General features: G+C 44.2%; 19 protein-coding genes. 1 reads left to right on the top strand and 18 read right to left on the bottom strand.

Annotation, left to right across the window (positions count from 1 at the left end):
- Positions 1-9: 9 nt before the first annotated feature.
- The 7 genes from smc to LFYK43_RS02890 all read right to left on the bottom strand — a co-directional run bounded on the left by smc (position 10) and on the right by LFYK43_RS02890 (position 10,061).
- Complete coding sequence (gene smc / locus LFYK43_RS02920; protein ID WP_158609176.1) at positions 10-3,555, bottom strand: chromosome segregation protein SMC; 3,546 nt, start codon at positions 3,553-3,555, stop codon at positions 10-12.
- Positions 3,556-3,573: 18 nt separating this feature from the next.
- Positions 3,574-4,278, bottom strand: coding sequence for a ribonuclease III (gene rnc / locus LFYK43_RS02915; protein ID WP_124975262.1), 705 nt, complete (start codon positions 4,276-4,278; stop codon positions 3,574-3,576).
- A 160-nt stretch (positions 4,279-4,438) separates the two neighbouring features.
- Positions 4,439-4,684, bottom strand: a complete 246-nt coding sequence (acpP, locus tag LFYK43_RS02910; RefSeq protein ID WP_124975260.1) for an acyl carrier protein — start codon at positions 4,682-4,684, stop codon at positions 4,439-4,441.
- 90 nt (positions 4,685-4,774) lie between these two features.
- A complete protein-coding gene (gene plsX / locus LFYK43_RS02905; RefSeq protein ID WP_124975258.1) occupies positions 4,775-5,806 on the bottom strand; it encodes a phosphate acyltransferase PlsX in 1,032 nt (343 codons plus the stop codon).
- A 65-nt stretch (positions 5,807-5,871) separates the two neighbouring features.
- Complete coding sequence (gene recG, locus LFYK43_RS02900; protein WP_124975256.1) at positions 5,872-7,917, bottom strand: ATP-dependent DNA helicase RecG; 2,046 nt, start codon at positions 7,915-7,917, stop codon at positions 5,872-5,874.
- Positions 7,918-7,984: 67 nt separating this feature from the next.
- A complete protein-coding gene (locus tag LFYK43_RS02895) occupies positions 7,985-9,673 on the bottom strand; it encodes a DAK2 domain-containing protein (protein ID WP_124975254.1) in 1,689 nt (562 codons plus the stop codon).
- Positions 9,674-9,698: 25 nt separating this feature from the next.
- Positions 9,699-10,061, bottom strand: a complete 363-nt coding sequence (locus LFYK43_RS02890; protein ID WP_124975252.1) for an Asp23/Gls24 family envelope stress response protein — start codon at positions 10,059-10,061, stop codon at positions 9,699-9,701.
- 290 nt (positions 10,062-10,351) lie between these two features.
- Here LFYK43_RS02890 and rpmB point away from each other — a divergent pair, with 290 nt between their 5' ends.
- On the top strand, positions 10,352-10,537 hold the full coding sequence (gene rpmB / locus LFYK43_RS02885) for a 50S ribosomal protein L28 (RefSeq protein ID WP_124975250.1): 186 nt from the start codon (positions 10,352-10,354) through the stop codon (positions 10,535-10,537).
- 96 nt (positions 10,538-10,633) lie between these two features.
- Here rpmB and LFYK43_RS02880 read toward each other — a convergent pair whose 3' ends face one another.
- From LFYK43_RS02880 to gmk, 11 genes are all read right to left on the bottom strand, one after another.
- Positions 10,634-11,290, bottom strand: a complete 657-nt coding sequence (locus LFYK43_RS02880) for a thiamine diphosphokinase (RefSeq protein WP_124975248.1) — start codon at positions 11,288-11,290, stop codon at positions 10,634-10,636.
- A 2-nt stretch (positions 11,291-11,292) separates the two neighbouring features.
- On the bottom strand, positions 11,293-11,946 hold the full coding sequence (gene rpe / locus LFYK43_RS02875) for a ribulose-phosphate 3-epimerase (RefSeq protein ID WP_124975246.1): 654 nt from the start codon (positions 11,944-11,946) through the stop codon (positions 11,293-11,295).
- Between the two features lie 58 nt (positions 11,947-12,004).
- Entirely contained in the window at positions 12,005-12,886 is an 882-nt protein-coding gene (rsgA, locus tag LFYK43_RS02870) for a ribosome small subunit-dependent GTPase A (RefSeq protein WP_124975244.1), read from the bottom strand.
- Positions 12,887-12,927: 41 nt separating this feature from the next.
- Positions 12,928-14,922 (bottom strand): Stk1 family PASTA domain-containing Ser/Thr kinase, encoded by a 1,995-nt coding sequence (pknB, locus tag LFYK43_RS02865; RefSeq protein ID WP_124975242.1) that lies wholly within the window; start codon positions 14,920-14,922, stop codon positions 12,928-12,930.
- Positions 14,922-15,662, bottom strand: a complete 741-nt coding sequence (locus tag LFYK43_RS02860; RefSeq protein ID WP_124975240.1) for a Stp1/IreP family PP2C-type Ser/Thr phosphatase — start codon at positions 15,660-15,662, stop codon at positions 14,922-14,924. The genes pknB and LFYK43_RS02860 overlap by 1 nt, the downstream gene beginning before the upstream one ends.
- A 9-nt stretch (positions 15,663-15,671) precedes the next feature.
- Positions 15,672-17,018 carry a 16S rRNA (cytosine(967)-C(5))-methyltransferase RsmB gene (gene rsmB, locus LFYK43_RS02855; protein WP_124975238.1) on the bottom strand — a complete coding sequence of 449 codons (1,347 nt, stop codon included), beginning with the start codon at positions 17,016-17,018 and terminating at the stop codon, positions 15,672-15,674.
- Positions 17,008-17,964 carry a methionyl-tRNA formyltransferase gene (gene fmt, locus LFYK43_RS02850; protein WP_124975236.1) on the bottom strand — a complete coding sequence of 319 codons (957 nt, stop codon included), beginning with the start codon at positions 17,962-17,964 and terminating at the stop codon, positions 17,008-17,010. Before fmt ends, rsmB begins: the two co-directional genes overlap by 11 nt.
- A 30-nt stretch (positions 17,965-17,994) precedes the next feature.
- On the bottom strand, positions 17,995-20,409 hold the full coding sequence (priA, locus tag LFYK43_RS02845) for a primosomal protein N' (RefSeq protein ID WP_124975234.1): 2,415 nt from the start codon (positions 20,407-20,409) through the stop codon (positions 17,995-17,997).
- Between the two features lie 21 nt (positions 20,410-20,430).
- On the bottom strand, positions 20,431-21,618 hold the full coding sequence (coaBC, locus tag LFYK43_RS02840; protein ID WP_124975232.1) for a bifunctional phosphopantothenoylcysteine decarboxylase/phosphopantothenate--cysteine ligase CoaBC: 1,188 nt from the start codon (positions 21,616-21,618) through the stop codon (positions 20,431-20,433).
- Positions 21,619-21,769: 151 nt separating this feature from the next.
- Complete coding sequence (gene rpoZ / locus LFYK43_RS02835) at positions 21,770-21,973, bottom strand: DNA-directed RNA polymerase subunit omega (protein WP_124975230.1); 204 nt, start codon at positions 21,971-21,973, stop codon at positions 21,770-21,772.
- Entirely contained in the window at positions 21,970-22,590 is a 621-nt protein-coding gene (gene gmk, locus LFYK43_RS02830) for a guanylate kinase (RefSeq protein WP_124975228.1), read from the bottom strand. Before gmk ends, rpoZ begins: the two co-directional genes overlap by 4 nt.
- Between the last annotated feature and the right edge of the window lie 20 nt (positions 22,591-22,610).

Here is a 22,610-nt window from a genome sequence, read left to right as displayed (position 1 = left end):
AAATGCTCATTAAATTACATCTGCTAAGGAAACAGAAACCATGCGTGAAACTCCGGAATCTTGCATCGTGACACCATACAAAACATCCGCCTGAACCATTGTACCCTTACGGTGGGTGATCACAATAAATTGCGTGTGATCATCCAAACGACGTAAATATTGTGAATAACGCGTCACGTTGGCATCGTCTAAAGCAGCTTCAGCCTCATCCAAAATTGCAAAAGGGACGGGAGTGACCTCCAAAATCGCGAATAAAAGCGCGATCGCAGTCAAAGTTCTTTCACCGCCAGAAAGCAGACTAAGCTGCTGCGCCTTCTTACCAGGCGGCTGGGCAGTGATCTCGATCCCCGTATGTAAAAGATCAGACGGGTCGGTCAAAGACAAGTATGCACTCCCGCCTTCAAATATTTGCGGAAAGACATGCCTAAATGCTTCTGCAACACGCTCAAATGTCTGCTTAAAACGTTGTTTAACTTCCTGATCCATTTCATACATACTAGATTCTAACTGACTCTTAGCTGTCAACAAGTCATTTTGCTGCTGAGCTAAAAACTCATAACGCTCGTTGACTCTGTCATATTCCTTAATTGCCCCAAGGTTGACCTCTCCCAGGTCATCGAGCCCCATTTTCAAAAGTTTCAGTTGACGTGCAACGACCGTTGGATCAGTTTCGAGTTCCTGTTGTTTTGCATATTCATAAGTCATTCCATATTTTTCGGAAAGATCTGTCAAGTTTCGATCCAGCAAAGTACTTAGTCTGCTTAATTGAACCTGATTTTTCTGCTGTTCATCCCGTGCTGCTTCTCTTAGACCTGTAACTCTTTGCAATTTAAGTTTTTCATCATTTAACTGAGCTTTGATCTCAGCTCGTTGTTGAGTTAAAGCTTCCAAAGCACTCGTCGCTTGCTGAATACTTTCTTCAAGTTGACTGACCTTGATTGCTAGATCATGGTCTGAACTAGCATGGACTTTAGTCTGTTCCTTCAATTCCTTGATCATTGCAGTCTGTTTTTTGATCAGGCCATCTAAATGCAGCTTTTGGTTTTGAACTTCTTTTAATTGAATCTGAAGTGAATCTAACCGTTCTCTTTCCAAGGCAGCATCCTGCTTGAGTTGGGCAGCTTTTTTCTCATACTGCTTCTGTGAATCAGCTGCAGCTGTCGTTGCTGTCTGTTTTTCGGCTAAAGCAGTCTGTAATTCGGCGAGCTTGTTTGCAGTCTCTTTTTGTTGACTTTGAATGCTTTTAATTTGTAATGCTCGTTTTTCTTTGATTTGACTTTGCTCTTGCCAAGTATGTTGAGCTTGCTCATAGCTTTCTTGTCCGTGTTCAATTTCCAATGCCAGCCCGGCTGCTTTCTCTGCCGCCTGAGCTTTTTTTTCTTGGACTTCAGCCAGCTGTTCTGCGAGGTTTTTCTGGCGAGCTTTTTTGGTCTCTAAGTCAGCGCTGGTTTGTTTGCCGGCTAATTCCACATTTTTTAACTGATCCTGCATCTTCTGAATATCGGCCGATAATTTTTCCCGCTGCTGCTTTTGTTCCAATAATCCAGTCCGTTTATGTTGACTAGTCCCGCCGGTCATCGAACCGCCGGCATTAATGATCTCACCATTCAGGGTTACGATTCGTCCTTGGTGCCTGATCATTTTAGCAATTTGGACTGCAGCATCCAAATCCTGCACAACGATCGTCGTTCCTAACAAGTACTCCAAAATAACCTGGTCTTCAGGCTGTACTTCAACCAAGTCACTAGCGATCCCCAAAAAACCGGGCATGCTTGTCAGCTGTTCGCTAAGCGAAAGAGGCAAACTTCGCGCTTTGACCGCTGTTCGCGGTAAAAAAGTAGCCCGTCCGGCACGATGCTGATTTAAATAAGCAATTGCCTTTTTGGCTGCTTGTTCATTGGTGGTGACCACGTTTTGCAGCTGGCCGCCTAAAACTGTCTCGATCGCCTTACTGTACTTGGCTTCTAATTGTAAAAGCTCAGCTACAGCACCAACGACACCTGACACGTCCGAACGTGCCTGCAAAATATTCTTCGCACCCTGGTAGTAGCCGCTGTAATTAGCAGCTACATTATCCAGTGCATTGAGCTGAGCTTTGGCTCTGTGCAAAATGTCGCTGGCCGCATACCATTGATTTTTCTTGGTTTCATACTCTTTAGTCAGCTCTGCTTCTTCTTGCTTCAAAGTTGACTGTTTTTCCTGCAGCTGGTTTAATTTTTCTACCCAAGCAGCTAAATCTTCCTTGGCCCGCTCTGAACGCGAGCGCAACTCCTCTAGTGCTTCCTTTTGGACAGACAAAGCTTTTTTATGTTGCAGACTTTGACCTTGTTCGTTCTTTTGCCCGTCGGTAAGGTACTCTAGTTTACTTTGGAGTGCCGATTGTTCTTGAGCCATGGTCAGGATCTTGGACCGCAAGTTTTCAATTGTTGCAGCTAAGTCTGCTGGTGAAGTCTGTTGCTGTTTCTCTAACTCAGTTAAAGCATTCTGATATTGAGCCAGTTGCCGCTTTTTTTCAGTGACCTGTTCTTCTAGCTGGTCAAAACGCTGCTGGGCATCCGTGAAATCAGTCTGATTCTCAGCTAACTGCCCCTCAAGCTCTTGAACCCGGGTGCGGTGAAATTCTTGTTCTTGCTGGGACATCTCTTTTTTCCCAGAGATCCGTTCCTTTTGCTTGCTAAATTCAAGTAAGTTATTCTGTAAATCAGACAACTTATTTTCAAGCTGCTCACTTTGAGCAGTCAACTTTTCCGTCACTTGCTCTTGAGCCGCTTTTTGCCGCTCGTATTTTTTGGACAAAAGTTCATTTGAATTCAATTGAGCGGTAGTGTGATCGATCTCTTCTCTGAGATTAGCCATTGTTAACACTAAATTACTCAGTTCAAAATGGTCAAACTGCTTTTTTTGTGCCAAGTAATCCCGAGCCAAGCTGGCTTGCTCCTCCAAAGGAGCTTTTTGACTTTCTAATTCGCCAATGATGTCAGCCACCCGATCCAAGTGGTCCGTTGTCTCCAATAGCTCAGTCTGTGCTTTTTGCTTTTCTTTTTTGTACTTTGAGATCCCAGCCGCTTCTTCGATCAAAGATCGGCGTTCTTCAGGCTTGCTATTGAAAACAGCCTCCACTTTTCCTTGCGAGATAATAGAAAAGGAATTGCGCGAAACGCCAGTATCCATAAATAGTTCATTGATATCACGTAAGCGCACATTTTTATTGTTGATCAAGAATTCACTTTCGCCGCTCCGGTATAATCTGCGGCAGATGACGACCTCTTCTGGCAAACCTTGCAGAGTTTGGTCACTGTTATCAAATTCCAAGGTAACCTCAGCGCGGTTTAAGGCAGCACGTGATTCTGAACCGCCAAAAATAACATCAGCCATCTTATCACCGCGGAGACTTTTAGCTGATTGTTCCCCTAGTGTCCAACGTAAAGCATCAATAATATTGCTTTTACCGCTTCCATTGGGACCGACTATTCCTGTCAGTCCCCCATTAAATTCAATTTTAGTTTGATCTGCGAAGGATTTGAAGCCATTCAGCGTTAACGCCTTTAGTTTCAATTTGAGCTCCTCCTTAATTTATTTTGTTGCAGCCTGACCGAATTTTTTCAAAGCTTGAGCGGCCGCGGCTTGTTCTCCGGCTTTTTTAGAATAACCCGTTCCTTGTCCTAACTCTTCGCCGTTAGCAAAAACAGCCATCCGGTAACGACGCTCGTTATCTGGACCTTCTTGGGCAACGAGCTTGTAGTCGATCTGACACTCGCCATCCTGTTGCAAATACTCCTGCAAAGCAGTTTTATGATCGAAGAAATGATCAAACCAGCCCAAGTCAAGTTTAGGAAAAACAACTTTACTAATAAAGCTAACAACCTCATCTTTACCTTGGTCCAAATATAATGCACCAATAAAAGATTCAAAAATATCGCATAATAACGACGGACGTTGGCGGGCATCAGACTTTTCTTCACCTTTGCCTAACCGAATGTATTCGTCGAAATGACACTCTTTGGCAAATTTACTAAAGCTGTCTTCACAGACCATCGCAGCCCGCAAACGAGACAGCTTGCCCTCCGGCATTCCTGGATAACGTTTAAACAAGTACTCCGAAACACAAAGCTGCATCACGGCATCGCCTAAAAATTCGATCCTTTCGTAATACTTCAAATTCTGCTTAGGATGTTCATTCACATATGAAGCATGGGTAAAAGCTTCGTCCAACAAAGACTGCTCATGAAAGTCGATCCCAAAATCCTGTTTTAAATGTTGTGCCAATCCAATAATCACGATTTTTACTCCTTAAATTTTGACTTCCCGCAAACCCGAATTTAGCTCATTCAAAGAACGTTTGTCTTGTCTCACTAAATCAGATAAGATCCGAATTCTGGGCGGGATTTATTATAAAAAAAACTGGCTCACTCGGCCAGTTTCGTAAAGCATATCCAGCTTAGGCATTTTGGTGTTCAGCAATATATGAAACTGCCTGACCAACGGTGGTCAACTGCTCTGCATCATCATCAGAGATCTCAGCCCCAAAAGTGTCTTCAAGCTCTAAAACAAATTCTACAATATCAATTGAATCTGCATCTAAATCATCCTGGAAATTCAATTCTTTTGTGACTTTATCCGCAGCGACACCAAAGCGTTCTTCAATGATTGCTGCAATTTTGGTGAAAACTTCTTGTTCTGTCATTTTTATCCTACCTCACTAATAAGTCAGTAACATAATTTTATCGTTTTACTGGCGGATTGTCCAGTCTCTGCCTACTTGAGCAAGCAAAAATTAACCTTCAGGCTGGTCGTCTTTTTTGGCCGCAGCTGCTTGCTGAGCGGAAAAATACTCCGTAAATTTTGGCAGCATCTGCCCATCGATCATACTCTTGATCTGTTTGACCGTATAGTAAACAGTTTCACTATCGCTAGCACCATGAGCCTTGACGACTGGAGCCTGCGCCCCCAGCAAAACAGCTCCGCCATACTGTGATTGATCCATCTTTGCTTTGATCTGATTGAGGCTGGATTTCAACAACAAGGCGCCAACTTTACCGCCGATCCCCGCATTCATGATCGAATCTTTTAACAAATGCATGACAGAAGATGCGGTACCTTCGATTGCCTTTAAAACAGCATTGCCAGTAAAACCATCAGCTACAACAACATCACAGACACCATCCAGCAGGTCACGGGATTCCACGTTGCCAACAAAGTTGATCGAATCATCCGCAGCGATCAGCTGATGAGCTTCTAAAGTTAGTTTACTTCCCTTATGCGGTTCGGTCCCATTATTCAACAGCCCAATCCGCGGATTTTCGATTCCACGGACACTCGTTGCATAATATTTGCCTAGCAAAGCGTATTGATAGAGCTGTTCAGGTTTTCCATCGGCGTTGGCACCACTATCCAGCAGATTAAACGAACCATCACCGCTAACGACCGGCAAAGTTGAAACTAAACCTGGACGAGCAATTCCTTTGATCCGTCCGACCAGCAGCAGCCCTGCCGCTAATAAAGCTCCTGTATTTCCGCACGAAAAAAGTGCATCAGCTTCACCCTTCTTAACCGCCGTCGCAGCTAAGACCATCGAAGAATTTTTCTTGCGCCGAATTGCCCGAACAGGTTCATCATTCATATCGATCACTTCGTCCGCTTGAACTAAGGTGATCCTTTCAGTCTTGTGCAGCAATGGATCGATTTGGCTGCGATCTCCATATAAAATAAATTCAGTGTCTAAAAATTCATCACGTGCTCGTTCAACTCCAGCAACGATTGCTTCTGGCGCATTATCTCCACCCATCGCATCAACAGCTATTTTCACGTCTCTTCATCCTCTCACATCGATTTGCTTTCCAAAAAATCTGCTGTTCAACTTCCTTATTCGTCTTAATCCAACCCGTTTCGATCCAATACCGACCGGCGTAAATAACTGATCAGACCGGCGTTGCTAGGATCTTGGTCAAAATTAGGAGCGCTGATCACATTATGCGCTTCTTGCTGTGCGTATTGCAAAATATTCAAGTTTTCAACCGGATCGCCGACCTTAAAATCGGGCATTCCCGCCTGTTTAGAGCCTAAGACTTCACCCGGCCCGCGTAATTCCAAATCTTTTTGTGCGATCAAAAAACCATCGTTAGTTTGCACCATGGTTTCCATCCGCGCTTTGCCGTAATCATTTTTCGGGTCAGAGACCAGAAGACAATATGATTGCCGGCTCCCGCGTCCGACTCGACCACGCAGCTGATGTAACTGCGCTAAGCCGAATCTTTCCGCGTCTAAGATCAGCATCACGGTTGCATTTGGAATATCGATCCCGACCTCAACCACTGTTGTTGCAACCAAAACAGCATATTTTTGCTGCTTAAAATCCTGCATAACTTGTTCTTTCTCGGAACTTTTGAGCTGACCGTGCAACAAGCCAACATGGTAATTCGGCTCAAACAACGCGCTCATTTTTGCAAAAACTTCGCGGGCATTCTGTGCTTCCAGCATTTCAGATTCTTCGATCAGCGGTGAGACAATAAAAGCCTGCGCACCGTTTTTAATTTGCTCGAATAAGAAGCTGACCGCAGCATTGATTTGTTTTTTTGAATACCATTTTGTTTCGATCGGCTTACGGTCCCGGGGCAGCTGGTCGATCACTGAAACATCCATCTCGCCATAAGTTGTAATCGCCAATGTTCGCGGGATCGGAGTAGCAGTCATGGCTAAAACATCTGGTTCTTTACCCTTTAACCGCAACAGCTTGCGTTGTTCGACCCCAAACCTGTGCTGCTCGTCAGTCACTACCAGCCCCAAGTTTTGGAAAACAACATCAGCTTGAATTAAAGCATGCGTGCCCACTACCAGCTGAATGTCACCAGCAGCTAAATGTTGATACAACTCCCGTTTGCCCGCTGCCTTGCTGGGATTAGAACTTGTCAGCAAGGCGACATTCACATTCCACGGTGCAAAAAGCCGACTCAGCTTATCGGCGTGCTGCTCAGCCAGGATTTCAGTCGGAGCCATTAAGGCGCATTGATAACCAGCCGTGATTGCTGCATAGATCGCAATCGCGGCGACCACAGTTTTACCCGAACCAACATCACCTTGCAGCAGGCGATTCATCTGAACTGGGTGGTGCAAGTCGCTGCAGATCTCATTAACAACCTTTTTTTGCGCTGGCGTCAATTCAAACGGCAAGGCAGCAATGAAATCTTTGAGTTGCGAATTATCATAATTGATCACCGTGCCCAACTCGTGATGCTGCTTTTTTTTCATAAACTGCAGTCCAGCTTGATAACGAAAGAACTCTTCAAAAATTGCAGATCGGCGCGCTAAGTCAGCCGCCTGCTTTGTGGCAGGAAAATGCATATCGTGGACCTGCTGTGCCAAAGGTTCTAGGCGATATTTTTGCTGGATCGGGCGCGGAACAACATCGACCAGCAATCCTTGGTATTCTTGATATGCTTCTTGAACAAATTGTTTAACTGTATTCGGCCGGATCTCTTTAGAAGCACGATAAATGCCTGCAAAATCATCCGGATCAGCAGCTGAAAAAAGCTTCATTCCAGTGATCTGCTGGCGTTTGACATCATATTTACCGTAAACACCAACTTCCAGTCCAATTTCCAAGCGGCTCGCCAAATACGGCTGGTTGAAAAAAGTGACCATTAAAACCGCCTGATCAACCAAAAGGCGAAAATTCAAGCGGCTTTTCTTGCGGCCAAAGCGTGCCACAACAGGCTGTGAAGCAACAGTTCCCTTGATAGTGGCTTTTTCTTGATCGGCAAGCTCATCTAATCGTTTAGTGCTCAGGTCATCATACCGAAAAGGATAAAAAGTCAGCAGATCTTCAATCGTGTTGACACCTAATTTGTTTAAAGCAACTACCCGTTTCGGGCCAGCTCCCTTTAAAACTGAAATAGGATCAGCAAGACTGCGCTCCTGCATGCTAACCGCCTCCTTGCCTAGAATTGAAATCAAACTTCATTTCAGGCGCTTGATTTCGCGCTTGGTTCTATTCAACCGAGATCAAATAAGGGTAAAGCGGTTGATCGCCTTCATGCAGTTCAAATTCTAATTCATCGTTTTCAGCTAGGATCTCATCTTGCACTGCTTGGGCTTGTTCCTTAGTTCCGTCTTGACCATAGATGATCGTCACGATCTCGCTGTCTTCATCCAGCATGGCTTTAATCGTCGCAACTGTTGCTTGGAAAAGTTCTCTGTCAGTCACGCTGATCTTGCCATCGACCAGACCCATATAATCGTCTTTTTTAATACTTTGTCCATCAATAGTCGTATCTCTGACTGCTTGAGTAATTTGACCAGAAACAACCGTGTCAAGATCTTCAGTCATCATCTCCTGGTTATCTGCCAAACTAGCCGCAGGATCGAAAGCCAATAAAGCGGTCATCCCTTGCGAAATTGATTTCGTCTTAACAACTGTTGCAGGAATGTCGCTGACCTCTGCAGCCTGCTGCGCAGCCATAAAAATATTTTTGTTGTTTGGCAAAATGATCACTTTTTTACTGCCGGTCTTCTTGATCGCAGCCATGATATCTTCAGTGCTGGGATTCATCGTCTGACCGCCATCTAAGACTTCGGTCACACCTAAGCCTTTGAAGATCTTCGCGAGCCCCGCACCGGAACTGATCGAAATAATTCCGTAGTCGCCAGTATCAACTGCAGGTTCATCTTCTTTTGGCTGTGTCTGTTCATCATTTTCTAGAATGGTCTCATGCTGCAGACGCATGTTATCGACCTTAACTTTGATCAAGGAACCAAATTTTTGTCCGTAAGCTAAAACGTCACCAGGATGTTCTGTATGAACATGGACTTTAACCACCTCATCATCGGCAATTACCAGCAATGAATCACCGATTTCTGCCAAGTGATTGCGGAAAGTATCATAATCAAAGATTGAATCCACTAAACGGCCGCCGCCGATCCGAACCATGATCTCAGTACAGTAGCCGTACTTAATATCTTCTGTGTTCAATTTACTTTGAACACTCTTGTGATGTTCAGCGTTGACCATCTCTTCCATTTCCTCCACCGACGGTTGATGACTGCTTTCATTTTTGATTTCTTTACCGCTAAGAGCGTCAGAAAAAGCCTCGTAAACAAAAGTCAGACCCTGTCCACCAGAATCAACAACACCAACTTCTTTTAAAACTGGCAAAAGGTCAGGTGTGGTAGCTAAGGCTTCTTTTGCAGCCTCAAAGGTTTTCTCCATGACTTCGACACAATCATCTGACTCCTTAACACACTTGCGCGCTGCTTCTGCTGCCTTACGCGCTACAGTTAAGATCGTACCTTCTGTTGGCTTCATCACAGCTTTATATGCTGTTTCTACCCCAGTTGAAATTGCGTCTGCCAGATCAACCGCCGACAAGGTTTGTTTTTTAGCTGTGCTGCGGGCAAAACCGCGAAAAACCTGGGATAATATTACCCCAGAGTTGCCGCGTGCTCCCATCAACAGTCCTTTGGCAAGGGCTGATGTCAAATCGCCGATCGCCGTGGCAGTTGATTCATTGACATATTTAGCCCCGCTGGCAAAAGATAAGCTCATATTCGTTCCTGTATCACCATCGGGTACTGGAAAAACATTCAGCGAATTAATAAATTCGGCATTACTGTTCAGTCGGTTTGTCGCCGCTGATACCATTTTGCGAAATTCTGTGTCCGTAATAGTTACAACTTTCAAATCCTGTTTCCTCCTTGGCCGTTGCTTAATCTTCAATGACTTTGACGCCTTGGACATAGACATTAACAGATTTAGCCTCTAATCCAAGCATTGACTGCAAATTATACTTAACTTTGTCTTGGACGTTACGACAAACTTCCGAGATCTTAGTTCCGTATCCGGCGATAATATAGACATCGATCGCCACACCCTCATCAGTCTGACGAACAACTACGCCCTTTGAATAATTATCTCTTTTTAGTATCTCATTTAGGTTGTCGCGGATCTGGTTCTTACTAGCCATTCCGACGATCCCGAAAATTTCTGTAGCAGCCCCGCCAACAACGGTTGCAATAACATCATTACTGATATCAATATTGCCTAATTGATTCTGAATTTTAACAGCCATGTAAACAGCCTCCTTGATATTAATAGACAATCATTTATTATTCTATCATATGACTTTATCAAAAACCAAATCGGTTGGCCAGAAATCTCTTTCATTCTTGCTTTCCACACTTTTTTTGAACCTAATTTAAGTTGACTGCTGCAAATTTAAGCTAAATTAACAAGTTTTAATGCTGCCAAGTATTTTTCCTTTACAGAAAAATGTTGCAATTACCCCGCTAGTGTGATAATTTAGTTTAGTGAGTAAAGCGACTTTAGTCGCCGTAAAGAGGATAAGGAGGAGCATCGATCATGGCAAAAGATTATATCACAGGTCGTAAAACGACTTTTGGCAAGAAGCGTTCCCATGCTTTGAACCAAACAAACCGCAGCTGGAAGCCAAACTTGCAAAAAGTTCGTATCTTGGTTGACGGTAAACCTAAAAAAGTTTGGGTTTCTGCTCGCGCATTGAAATCCGGTAAAGTTACCCGCGTTTAAGCGAAAAATGGACTGTTAAGTCCTTTTTTATTTGCGGCAAAAAACGGCAGTGTCTTCTCATCAATGAAGAAGGCACTGCCTTTTTTGTGTATTTTTTTAATCGTGACTTTGAATGACACATAATACGCCGCTTGTAAATGAAAAACTCGTAGAATTACCAACGAATTCATTACTTGATAAAGAGATCGGTTCAGTAAAATCGACGCCATCTAATTTGTATTTTGCATCATACAAATGCAGATCGGTAACGGCATTTAAACAAACAAATGCCAAATAAGCCGTGTCAGGTAATTTTTCTAATCGATGCTTCCCTGGCAGATAAAAACTAATGTGGTTCCAACGATCGATAAGTTCGATTTTTTCACAGTAAGGTTTAAACTCTGACATTAACACAAAAAACAAATTGCTTAAAAACTGGTCTAATCTAGCCCCAGTTGCCCCGTAGATCACGATCTGGTCAAATTCTAATTCTTGAAAAATACAACGCAAAGCCAGCATCGTATCTGTGATGTCTTCTTTCTTAGGGCGAATGATACTTTTAACCGCATGTTCTTTAACTAATTGAATTTCACTTGGGCTGGAAGAATCAAAATCGCCAACTGCTAAAACAGGACGGATCCCTGCCTTGACTAGACGCACCGCCCCATAATCAGCTCCGACCCACACTTCATCCGCATTTTTCTGAGCTAAACGCTGTTTTAAGTCTTGCGGCCAATCAGTTACTGGCCCCCCAACAAGCAAGTTGACTTTCATCACTATTCTTCACTTGCTTTCGTTAGAGCCGCGATCCGTTCTGCCGGGTCAGCTGCGCCAAAAATATAGGAACCGGCAACGATCACGTTCGCACCAGCTTTTACGGCCTGCCGGACAGTCTGGTCATTTAACCCGCCATCTACTTCAATATCATAATGCCACTGATTTTTCTGCTTGGCAGCAGCCAATTGTTCTACTTTATGCAAAGTCTCTGGCAGAAAACTTTGGCCGCCGAATCCTGGATCAACAGTCATGACTAAAACCTGATCAACCATGGGCAAAACTTCTTCAATTGCGCTCACTGGAGTTGCAGGGTTGATCACAACCTCTGCTTTCATACCTGCATTTTTGATCAAAGTCAAAACAGCGTGCAGATGCGGAGTAGCTTCAGCATGGATCCCCATGATGTCTGCCCCAGCTTGTGCAAAATCAGCCACATATTTACCTGGATCATCAACCATCATATGACAATCAAAAACCAAGTCGGAATGAGACCGTAAAGCTTGGACAACATTAGCACCAAAGGTCAAATTAGAAACAAAATGACCGTCCATAATATCAATATGCAAATACTGCACGCCAGCCTTTTCTACTACGGCTACATCGCGCGCCAGGTTTGCAAAATCCGCACTCAAGATCGAAGGAGCAATTTTCATTTTATCACCTCATAAAATCTAACAAACAAATTTAACAGACTGTGTCTAAAAAGACATTCTACCACTTTGGTTTACGGTTGGAGAGATCAGTTTGAAACTGAACATAATTTTCATATCGACTTGCCAAGATTTTTTGGTCCTGGTAGGCAGCTTTGACTGCGCAGTTAGGCTCCTTCAAATGCAAACAGCCTCGAAACTTGCACTGGTCTTGCAGTTCTACAAAATCTGGGTACAATGTCGGCAGTTCCTCTTTGGTCAAGTCTAGTAATTCAAAGGAAGAAAAACCAGGTGTATCTGCGATCAGATTATTCTGGATCTTGCGCAAAGTAACTTTGCGGGTGGTGTGCTTCCCACGGCTTAAAGCTTTAGAAACTTCTGCGGTCTCCAAGTTCAGCTCAGGTGCGATCAGGTTGAGCAATGTTGATTTTCCTGCCCCAGTCTGCCCCATTACTACAATGACCTTCTCTTGTATTTTGTCCAAAAGTCGAGCAGCGATCTCCTGTTGGTGCTCAATTTCACCGATCAAGCAAGGATAAAATTGCTGATAGTAAGAAACAAGCTGATTTAAATGGGCCCGCTGTTTTTCATCCAGCAGGTCTGCCTTGGAAAAATACAGCAGCGGCTGAATATGCTTGTGTTCCAACATCAACAGCTGACGGTCCAGCAGGTTCGTCGATAATTTAGGCTCCTTACTGGCGGTAACAACGATCCCGCAATCGACATTGGCAACCGGCGGGCGTACCAGACTATTTTTTCGCTGCAGCAAACGTAACAAGTAGCCTTCAGCTTGGTTATCAGCCTTAAATTCAACCCAGTCACCAACCAGCGGTGTTTGCTTAGACTTGCGGAAATTTCCCCGTCCTCTAGTGCGGTAGACCTGTTGATCTGCCAGCACGTCATAGTACCCGCTTAAAGATTGGATAATTTGACCTTTGACCACATTTTCTCCTGCCTTTCTTTGTTTGATATTTACTATTCCCTTTAGTCTCCTGTAACATCATCTTTTTCGATGATAGTAGAGCCATCACGTACTACTTTATAACGTCCCTTTTGCCCAGAAGCCAGTTCAAATGGCAAGTTGACACTTTGATCTTCAGTGATCGTCAAGGTCTGATAAACATTATTCAAATGATGACCACGATCTTCAATGTAGATTTGAACTTTGTTTGATTTATGAGCCTCATCACCAGCAAATGGGATCTTCACTTCAACGTTAAAGCGAGATTCGCTCCCAGAGTCAGAGTCTGAAGACGACGAAGAACTCGAACTTGATGAACTGCTTTCAGACGACTCTTCATCCGAGCCGGTTGAAATTTTCACACTGATCTGAGCCCCCTGCGCGAGTTCTGTCCCAGCTGCAGGTTCCTGTTCCATTACCAGCCCTTGCTCAAAGTCATCCGACTTGCCCCGAGAAACGTTCAGTACGAGGCCATGTTCGTCAGCATAGTCCTGGGCACTTTTGAGTGTGTAGTTCGTTAGGTCACGTAACTCGAAACTCCGGGGACCCTGAGAAACTTCAAAGGTCACAGATGTCTCGCCCATGATCACTTTCTTTTTAGTAGAAATACTTTGTGATTTGATCTCACCCTTGGCATATTTTTGGGAGTATACTTTCTGCTTGGAGACAGTCACGCCCTTTTTTTGCAGCATTTTTTTAACGACAGAATATTTTTGTCCAGTATAATCACCGAAGCGCTCTTTTTGAGAACCGCGGGAAAGAATAAGATCAACCTTTTGCCCTTCATTGATCTTGCTTTTGGCACTAGGTTCAGTCCGGATAATTTGGCCGCTTTCATAATCGTTGCTGTAGGCTTTCTTGCTCTTGCCAACCTTTAAATTAGCGTTGCGTAAACTATCCTCAGCTTCTGAAATACTCATTCCGCTTAATTCAGGTACGCTTGTCTGGCGCGGCATTAGAAAATAGACTGCAGTCCCGATCAAAATCGCCAGCACAAGCCAACTTGACCAAACTAAGAATTTCTTTTTCTTCGACCATTTCTTGTGCTTCTTTTTGCCGTGTCCTGCATTTGACTGGTCAGCAGGATCTTGCTGTTCTTCTTGCTGAGTCTCAGTTTCATCTGGTAAAGCAGCCGGCAAAACTTTAGTCTCATCCTCATCTGACCCTGCCGGCAGCCACCTAGCTTCATCTCTTCGTTGATAGGACAAACAAGATGCTAAATCACTAGCCATCTCCTGGACGGTACCGTAGCGATCGTTGAGGTCCTTAGCGGTAGCATGTAAAACGATGTTTTCTAAGGCTTGCGGGACCTCTGGATTTTCGTTTCTGACTGAAGGCATTGCCTCACTATAGTGTTTCATAATGATCGAAACAGCATTTTCTCCTCGAAACGGCACATGTCCTGTTAAAAGTTCAAATAAGATAATTCCCAAAGAATAGATATCTGTCTGCTTGGTTACGATACTGCCGCGAGCCTGTTCCGGCGAAATATAGTGGACAGACCCCATTACTGTGTTTGTTTTGGTCATGCTCGAACGTGACAAGGCCAGCGCGATCCCGAAGTCTGTGATTTTGACCAAACCGTTCTGATCGATCAGAATATTTTGCGGTTTTAGATCGCGGTGAATGATCCCGTGTGAATGTGCGTCGCTCACGGCCTGCAAAACTTCAGTCATGATCTGAACCACACGCTCAACTGACAGCGGATATTCCTGCTTAATATATTCTTTTAAGTTCATCCCGTTGACATATTCCATCACCAAATACTGCAGTCCGCTTTCTTCACCGACGTCATAAATCATCACAGTATGCGGATCTGTCAGCTCTGTTAAAGACATTGCTTCGCCCTGAAATCTACGCACAGCATGAGGATCATCCCGCATATCCAACCGCAATAATTTGACAGCCACATATCGTTTTAAGATCAAGTCGTAGGCTGAATAGACATTGGCCATCCCGCCTTCTCCCAGCGAAGAAACTATTTTATAACGTCCGTTCAGAATGTATCCAGCTTCCATTAACTGACCTCCTCATCCAAAGAGAGCAGCAAAGCAGTGATATTATCTGTTCCGCCGGCTTCGTTTGCTGCGGCGATCAGACGAGCACATTTCTGCTCGAGGTCTAGCCCTGGAGTCCGCAAAATCTCCTCTAATTGCTCATCGTCAACCAAATTCGATAATCCGTCACTACACAATAAAAGTTCTCCAGGTACGATTTCATAGAGTTTTTGATCTAAGCGTGATGAACCGGAAACTCCTAAGGTCCGGGTAATGATATTCTTTTGGGGATGGGTCCGAGCCTGTTCTTTGCTGATTTGGCCATTTTTGACCATTTCATTGACCAAAGAATGGTCTTCCGTCAATTGGGTCAACTTTCCATTGTTAAACAGATAACACCGGCTGTCCCCGATGTTTGCGATTACAAGGGTTTTAGGAAAAACGACCGCACACACGAGTGTCGTCCCCATTCCTAATAATTCTTCACTCTGCTCAGCGGCTTCTAAAATATGTTTGTTTTCTCTATCGGCTTGACCCTGCAGCCATGAATAAGCATCTTTTGGTTTGGTAAAAGAGGTTTTTTCAAAATCATAGCCGATCTGTGAAACCGCCATTTCTGAAGCAACCTCGCCGCCCTGGTGACCTCCCAAACCATCTGCAACGATTGCTAACAAAACTTCTGCCTGGTTTTTAAAAACACCAACGAAGTCTTCATTTTTTTCCCGTACTCGTCCAACATCACTCAAAAAAGAATATTTCATTTTCACACCTCATTTTGCCTTGGAAAGAGTTGCAATAAAAAAGCCGTCAGAGCCAAAGTCATCTGGATAAATAGTTAATGAAAGTTCATCACGGTCAGCTTTCAGTGCAAACTCAGTCTGAGTTTTTTGCTGAATAAATTGCGGAGCTGCCGCAAGAAACTGATCGATCACTCCTTGATTTTCCTGGTTCAAGATCGTACATGTGCTATAAGTCAGCGTACCGCCCTTTTTAAGCAGCGGGGCAAGAGCTAATAAGATCTCCAGTTGGATTTTTGCTAAAGCAGCACTATCCTCAGCTTTTTTTTCGTACTTAACTTCGGGTTTGCGTCTCATCAGCCCCAAGCCTGAACAGGGAGCATCCACTAAGATCTTATCAAAACTTTCCTTTTCAAAGGACTGCGCAGCCATCCGGGCATCCAAAGCCTTTGTTGTGATCAATGATTCCAAATGCATCCGTTTAGCATTGGATTGAATGACCTTTAGCTTCTTAGTATGAATATCCAAGGCGACCACTTTGCCGCCGTCTCCAAGCTTTTCAGCAATCTGCGTAGTTTTTCCACCCGGAGCAGCACATGCGTCCAAAACTTGATCTGTTTTGGAAACGTGCAAGGCTTCCACGCTTAAAGCTGCACTTTCGTCTTGGACCGTCACTTCACCTGCTTGATAGGGAGGTGTAGCTGGTACAAAACCATTCACAACTCTTAAGACTTGCGGCGACACCTTGCTTTCTTCCACTTGCAGACCAGCCGCTTTTAGTTTTTCTGCCGCTGTTTGCCGCTGCGTCAATTTTGTATTGACTCTGACGCTTTGAGCTGGCGGCTGGACTGTCGCAGCTAAGAGTGAACGAGTTTTTTCTAAACCAAGTTCCGCATTTAACTGTTGCACCAGCCACAGCGGTGTACTGGTCTGAATACTAACTCTTTCAAGCGGATCATTGATCTGGCTTAAATCGGGTCGGCCTTGGCGGGACAGGGCATGCAAAACACCCGTCACAAAACGCCTAGTCCCCTCATGCCCCATCTGCTTAGCAATTTCAATTGCCTCATTAAAGACTGCATGTTGCGGGATCCTATCCAAATAATAAAGCTGATAGACTGAAAGCCGCAAAAGCTCCTTGACCCACAGATCCAGCTTAGCCGGTTTTTTAATGAATGGTGCCAGATCAAAGTCCAGTGCCAATTTATTTTGAATTGTCCCGTAAACTAAATTGGTATACAAATTTACATCGCGCACTGCCAGCTGCTTGGCTGCCAAAGTCTGGTCAACGACCTTATTCGAATAAGATTTTTCTTTCTCGATCCGAGTCAGGTCACGGACCGCCAGGTAACGAGGATTGGCTTGCAAGTTATTTTTCATCAGCGATCAAAACCTGTCCTTCTTCTAATTCACCCTTAACACCATTTAAATAATCAGTGATCGAAAGGCGTTGTTTGCCGGCCGGTTGAAGTTGTTCGATTTGATAAACACTCCCAGAAGCGGCGGCAATTTTAAGTTGATGTTTACTCAGAGCCACGATCGTCCCGGGAAGTTGATCTGTTTTTTCTGCCAGTGGAGTGACCTGCCATATTTTAGTCCTTTTTCCAGCAAATTTCTCAAAATAAGCACCTGGTGCAGGACGAAGAGCACGTACTTTCCAATCTATCTCTTGGGCCGTTAAACTTAAAATTAATTTTTCTTCCTCAGGCTTGATAGTCGGAGCAAAAACCACTTGCGCCTCGTCTTGAGGCAAAGCAGGAAGTTTCCCAGCTAGCAGCGCCGGCAGTTTATCTAAGAGCAAATCGCGTCCTAAAAGACTCAATTTTGCAAACAAAGTGCCTGTATCATCCTCAGAGGTGATCGGCAGCTCAGCTTGACCTAGCATCGCACCAGCGTCCATTTGCTTGACCATATAGATCAAAGTCACGCCTGTCTTTTTTTCACCTTTCATTAAGGCATACTGTACTGGTGCTCCCCCGCGGTATTTTGGCAGTAAGGAACCGTGGACATTGATAGCTGCGATTTTGGCGCTTGCAAGCAGCTTATTTGGTAAAAACTGGCCATAGGCGGCAGTGACGATCAAATCTGGTGCTAAATCGATCACTTGCTGCATTTCTTGGCTACCGCTGATTTTTTCAGGCTGCAAAACTAAAAGATCATTCTTTTGCGCGAGTTCTTTGACCGGTGATGCTGTTAAACGGCGCTTGCGTCCAACCGGCCGGTCGGGTTGTGTCACTACCGCACACACATCGTAGTTCTGATCCAGCAATCCTTGCAGGATCGGGACTGCAAAACTTGGTGTTCCCATAAACGCTATGGATGTCATTTTATCACGTCCTCATTTTTTGTTTTTTCGTTAAATAAAGTCGACCGGGTCGCGATCGATCGTCAATTGCAAGTTGCGTCTCATATCCTGTTGGCTATTTTGCAACAGCTCTTTTAAGAATTGATCTAACTTAGGTTCGTTTTTATATTTAATAACTAGCTGATAATAGAAACGGTTATTGACCCGCATTATTGGTTTAGGAGTCGGGCCCAAAACTACAGCTTGTTGAGACAGGATCTGTGTCAGCTGACCATTGACCTCGAAGATCTTTTTGGCGACCTCCGCTTCATTAGTCCCATTGATCACAATTTGAATTGTAAAAAAGTATGGCGGATAACCGCCACGGTGACGCATATTCATCTCCATCCCAAAAAACTGCTCGTAGTTTTGATTTTTGGCTAGCTGAATAGCATAGTGCTCAGGATTAAAGGTCTGGATCAAGACCTCACCTGTTTTATCTGCTCGCCCAGCGCGTCCACTAACCTGGGTCAAGAGCTGAAAGGTCCTCTCAGCCGACCGGAAATTAGGCAGGCTCAGGGCAGTATCAGCATTTAAAACTCCAACTAGAGTAACATCTGGAAAATCGAGTCCTTTGGCGATCATCTGTGTCCCCAGTAAAATATTCGCTTCTTTGGCTCCAAACTTTTGCAATAAACGGCTATGTGCCCCTTTACGTTTAGTCGTGTCAACATCCATCCGCAAGATCGAGACATCTGGCAAAAGTTTTTCCAGTTCTTGCTGGACTTTTTCTGTGCCCGTGCCATAGTAGCGAATCTTTTTACTGTGACAACTCGGACAAATATTCGGGATCGGTTCTTCATGTCCACAATAATGGCATTTCATCGAATGGGAATCCATATGCATCGTTAATGAAATATCGCAGTTTGGACATTTGAGCACAAAACCGCATTCACGACACATGATAAAAGAAGAATATCCGCGCCGATTCAACATTAACACCACTTGTTCATTGCGTGCGATCCGCTCTTTGATTGCTTCAAGGAGCGGACCAGAAATGTCCACAGCCGGTGCACGCTTCAGTTCATCTTGCATGTTGACCAGCTTCACGGCCGGTAAAGGCTGCCCATTGATGCGCTCATCTAGACGCAGCCACCGGTAAACCCCCTTTTGCGCACGAGCACGTGATTCGAGCGAAGGCGTGGCACTGCCTAAAACAACCGGACAATGATGCCATTGTCCTCGTTTAATTGCAACATCGCGCGCATGGTACTCTGGCATACTTTCTTGTTTATAACTAGTTTCATGTTCTTCATCCATAATGATGACACCAATATTATCTAATGGTGCAAAAACTGCTGAGCGTGCGCCAACGACCACTGTCGCTTCTTTCCGTTCTATTCTGCGCCACTCATCATATTTCTCGCCTTCAGACAAACCACTATGCAAAACAGCGACATTGGACCCGAAACGCCCTCTAACTCGATGAACCATTTGCGGCGTTAAAGAAATTTCTGGGACCAGCATCAAAGCCGTCTTTTTTTGCGCCAGGGCGCAGGCGATCGCGTAAAGATAAACCTCAGTCTTCCCGCTTCCCGTCACTCCTTGTAACAAAAAGACCTGCTCTGATTGCTTCTTGATCTCAGTTTCAATTTCTGCCACTGCTTTAGTTTGCGCCGGTTTTAGTTTTTGTGGTTCAGTCTTACTGATTTCGGCTGTACTGTAGGGATCACGATACTCTTCGACTTGACTTTTTTTGAGCCAGCCTTTCTTTTGACCCTGAGTAAACACTGAAGCAGCCAGCCCAGTTTGAACCTCCGCGTCTTTTTGACTGAGACGAGCAGAACCAAGGTCCAGCAAAAAATCAAGCAATTGCTGTAACCGCAAGGCATTGATCCGTGTCTTCGCCTTTTCCTGTGTAATTTGTGCTGGCGTCAATAGGCCAGTGATCATTGTAATACTCTTCGACTGAGCGCGATCACGAACTTCATAAACAATTTCCGCTTTGTTTTCACGGTTCAACTTGGAAAGAGTTCGAAAAGCTCGAGCAGATAAATTTTTAGTATCAAACGGTAATTCTTGTTTCTCCCCAAATAATAACTTCACATCAGCAGAGACTTCCGTTGTAGTTAGCCTGATTTTTTTACCATAACTAGCCCGCATCGCGGCTGGAAGCATTGCTTGGAGGCAGGAGATCTTGAAAGAAAAGGTCCATTTAGCTAGCCAGTCTGATAATTGCAACAGCTCATCACTTAAAACTGGCGCTAAGTCTAACACCTCTTCTATTGGTTTAATTTCAAATGAAACATCCGGTTTATGCTCGATGACCCGCACTAAAAAGCCTAAGACCCGTCGAGTTCCAAAAGGCACGATCACACGCATTCCAGGCTGAATTTGCCCCACTAAATCTGGGGGGATCTCATACGTGTATGGCTGATCCGTTTGCTGAGTCGGAACGTCAACAATGACTTCTGCAAATTGTTGCATCACGTTTTCCCCCTATCTTCTTTAAGCTAAGTTGAGAATTTCATCGAAAATCTGATTTGCAATTTGGTCCTTACTTGATTTTGCGATCAAACGCGGTTCTCGTCTGGCACGCAAAAGTCTAACCTCATTATCTTCAGCGTTAAACCCAATATCTGTCCGCGAAACATCATTCAGGACTAACAGATCCAGATTCTTTTTTTGCAATTTCTTATTCCCGTTGGCCAGTAAATTTTCAGTTTCAGCTGCGAAGCCGACCAATATTTGTCCTTTCTTGATCTGACCTAACCCGGCTAAAATATCCGGGTTAGAAACTAGATGCAATTCCAAATCCTGGCCGTTTTTCTTGATTTTTTGCGGTGCAACTTGGTCAACATGGTAATCCGAAACTGCTGCAGCCATGATCACGATGTCACTTTTTGAGAAGTTTTTTTCCATCGTTTCTTGCAATTCTGCGGCTGCTTGGATCTGGATGAACTTCACTCCAGCAGGTTTAGTCAGGCGAGTCGGTCCACTGACCAGGGTCACTTCTGCCCCCCGCTTAGCTGCAGCGTTGGCTAAAGCATAACCCATCTTACCGCTTGAATGATTGCTCAGGTAACGTACTGGATCGATTGGTTCAACCGTCGGCCCTGCTGAGATCAATACCTTGCGCCCCGCTAGATCTTGCTTTTCTGCGCTTAAATTATTGATCCACTTGAAAATATCCAGTGGTTCCGGCATCCTGCCTTTACCAGAATATCCTTCTGCCAAAAAGCCTTCAGCCGGCTCCATCACTGCAATACCATCATTTTTAAGCGTAGCCAAATTACGTTTCGTTGCGGCATTTTGCCACATTTTCTCGTTCATTGCTGGAATCACATATTTAGGAGCCGCTGTTGCTAATAAGGCAGTTGAAACAAAGGTATCTGCAATTCCTAAAGCCATTTTCGCAATAATATTTGCTGTCGCCGGCACAACAACTGCTATATCTGTCCAATCCGCAAGTTCGATATGCGAAACAAATTCTCTTTGCTGGTTAGCGGAAAAATCCGTATAAACTGGATTTTTAGTCAAAACTGCAAAGGTTTGCGGGGAGACAAAAGTCTGAGCAGCGTCTGTCATTGCTACTTTGACTTGTGCTCCCGCTTTAACGAACTCTCGTACTAATTGGGCTGCTTTATAAACTGCAATTCCACCGGTTATATAGATCACAACATGTTTTGTGCTCACGATCTTCGTTCCCTTCACTGACTGATAAGATTACTTTCATATTGTACCAATTTTAAGTTCATTAAAAAAGTGCCCATTATCTGAAAGGCTAACGCAAATTTATGCTTTAACCTCTTCAAACAATGAGCATTTGATTATTAATGTTTATCCATTATTCTTTATGATCAGCAATCTTTAAATCGCCCGCTTCAACCTCTTCCAGCGCACGACCGACATTTTTTTGCGAGGTATAGTCGCTTAATAAAGGCATTGCACCCTCATCAAGTTCATGGGCACGCTTGGCTGCAAGCATTACTAGCGAATAACGTGAATCAACCTGTTCTAATAGCTTATCTACTGAAGGGTATAAAATCATTTTAAAGCATCTCCTAGTTGTTTTTTATAATCTGGCAAGAAGCGCTTGACCCGCCAACGCTCGGCGCGAATAATGGTCTTGATCTTCTCAGCAGCCTTGGGAACTTCGTCATTGACGACAGCGTAGTCGTAATTTTGCATCATTTCGATTTCACCGACAGCCTTTTTCATGCGCTTGTCGATCGTCTCCAAATCATCGGTTCCTCGATGAACAATTCGTTGTCTGAGTTCCATCAGATCTGGTGGAGTCAGAAAAATAAATAAACCGTCCGGCACCTTGTCTCTAACTTGCATGGCTCCTTTAACTTCAATCTCTAAAAAGACATCTTTGCCGTCATCGAGCATTTCATTCACATATTTTAAAGGCGTTCCATAGTAATTGTCAACGTATTGTGCATATTCAAGCATTCCGTCACTAGCGATCTCTTTTTCAAATTCTTCTTTCGTGACAAAATAATAATCTCTGCCATTGACCTCACCCGGCCGCATCTTCCGGGTAGTCATCGAAATGGAATAGTCAAAATTATTTCCCGGTTGTGAGAAAATCTCTTTTCTAACTGTTCCTTTGCCAACCCCCGACGGACCTGAAAGTACGATCAACATTCCTCTTTTAGCCATGCACTAAAACTCCTCAAATA

It is taken from the genome of Ligilactobacillus salitolerans, assembly GCF_003864415.1.
Lineage (GTDB): Bacteria > Bacillota > Bacilli > Lactobacillales > Lactobacillaceae > Ligilactobacillus > Ligilactobacillus salitolerans.
Note: the sequence above shows the minus strand (reverse complement) of the source record. Positions and strands in the feature narration are given on the sequence as shown.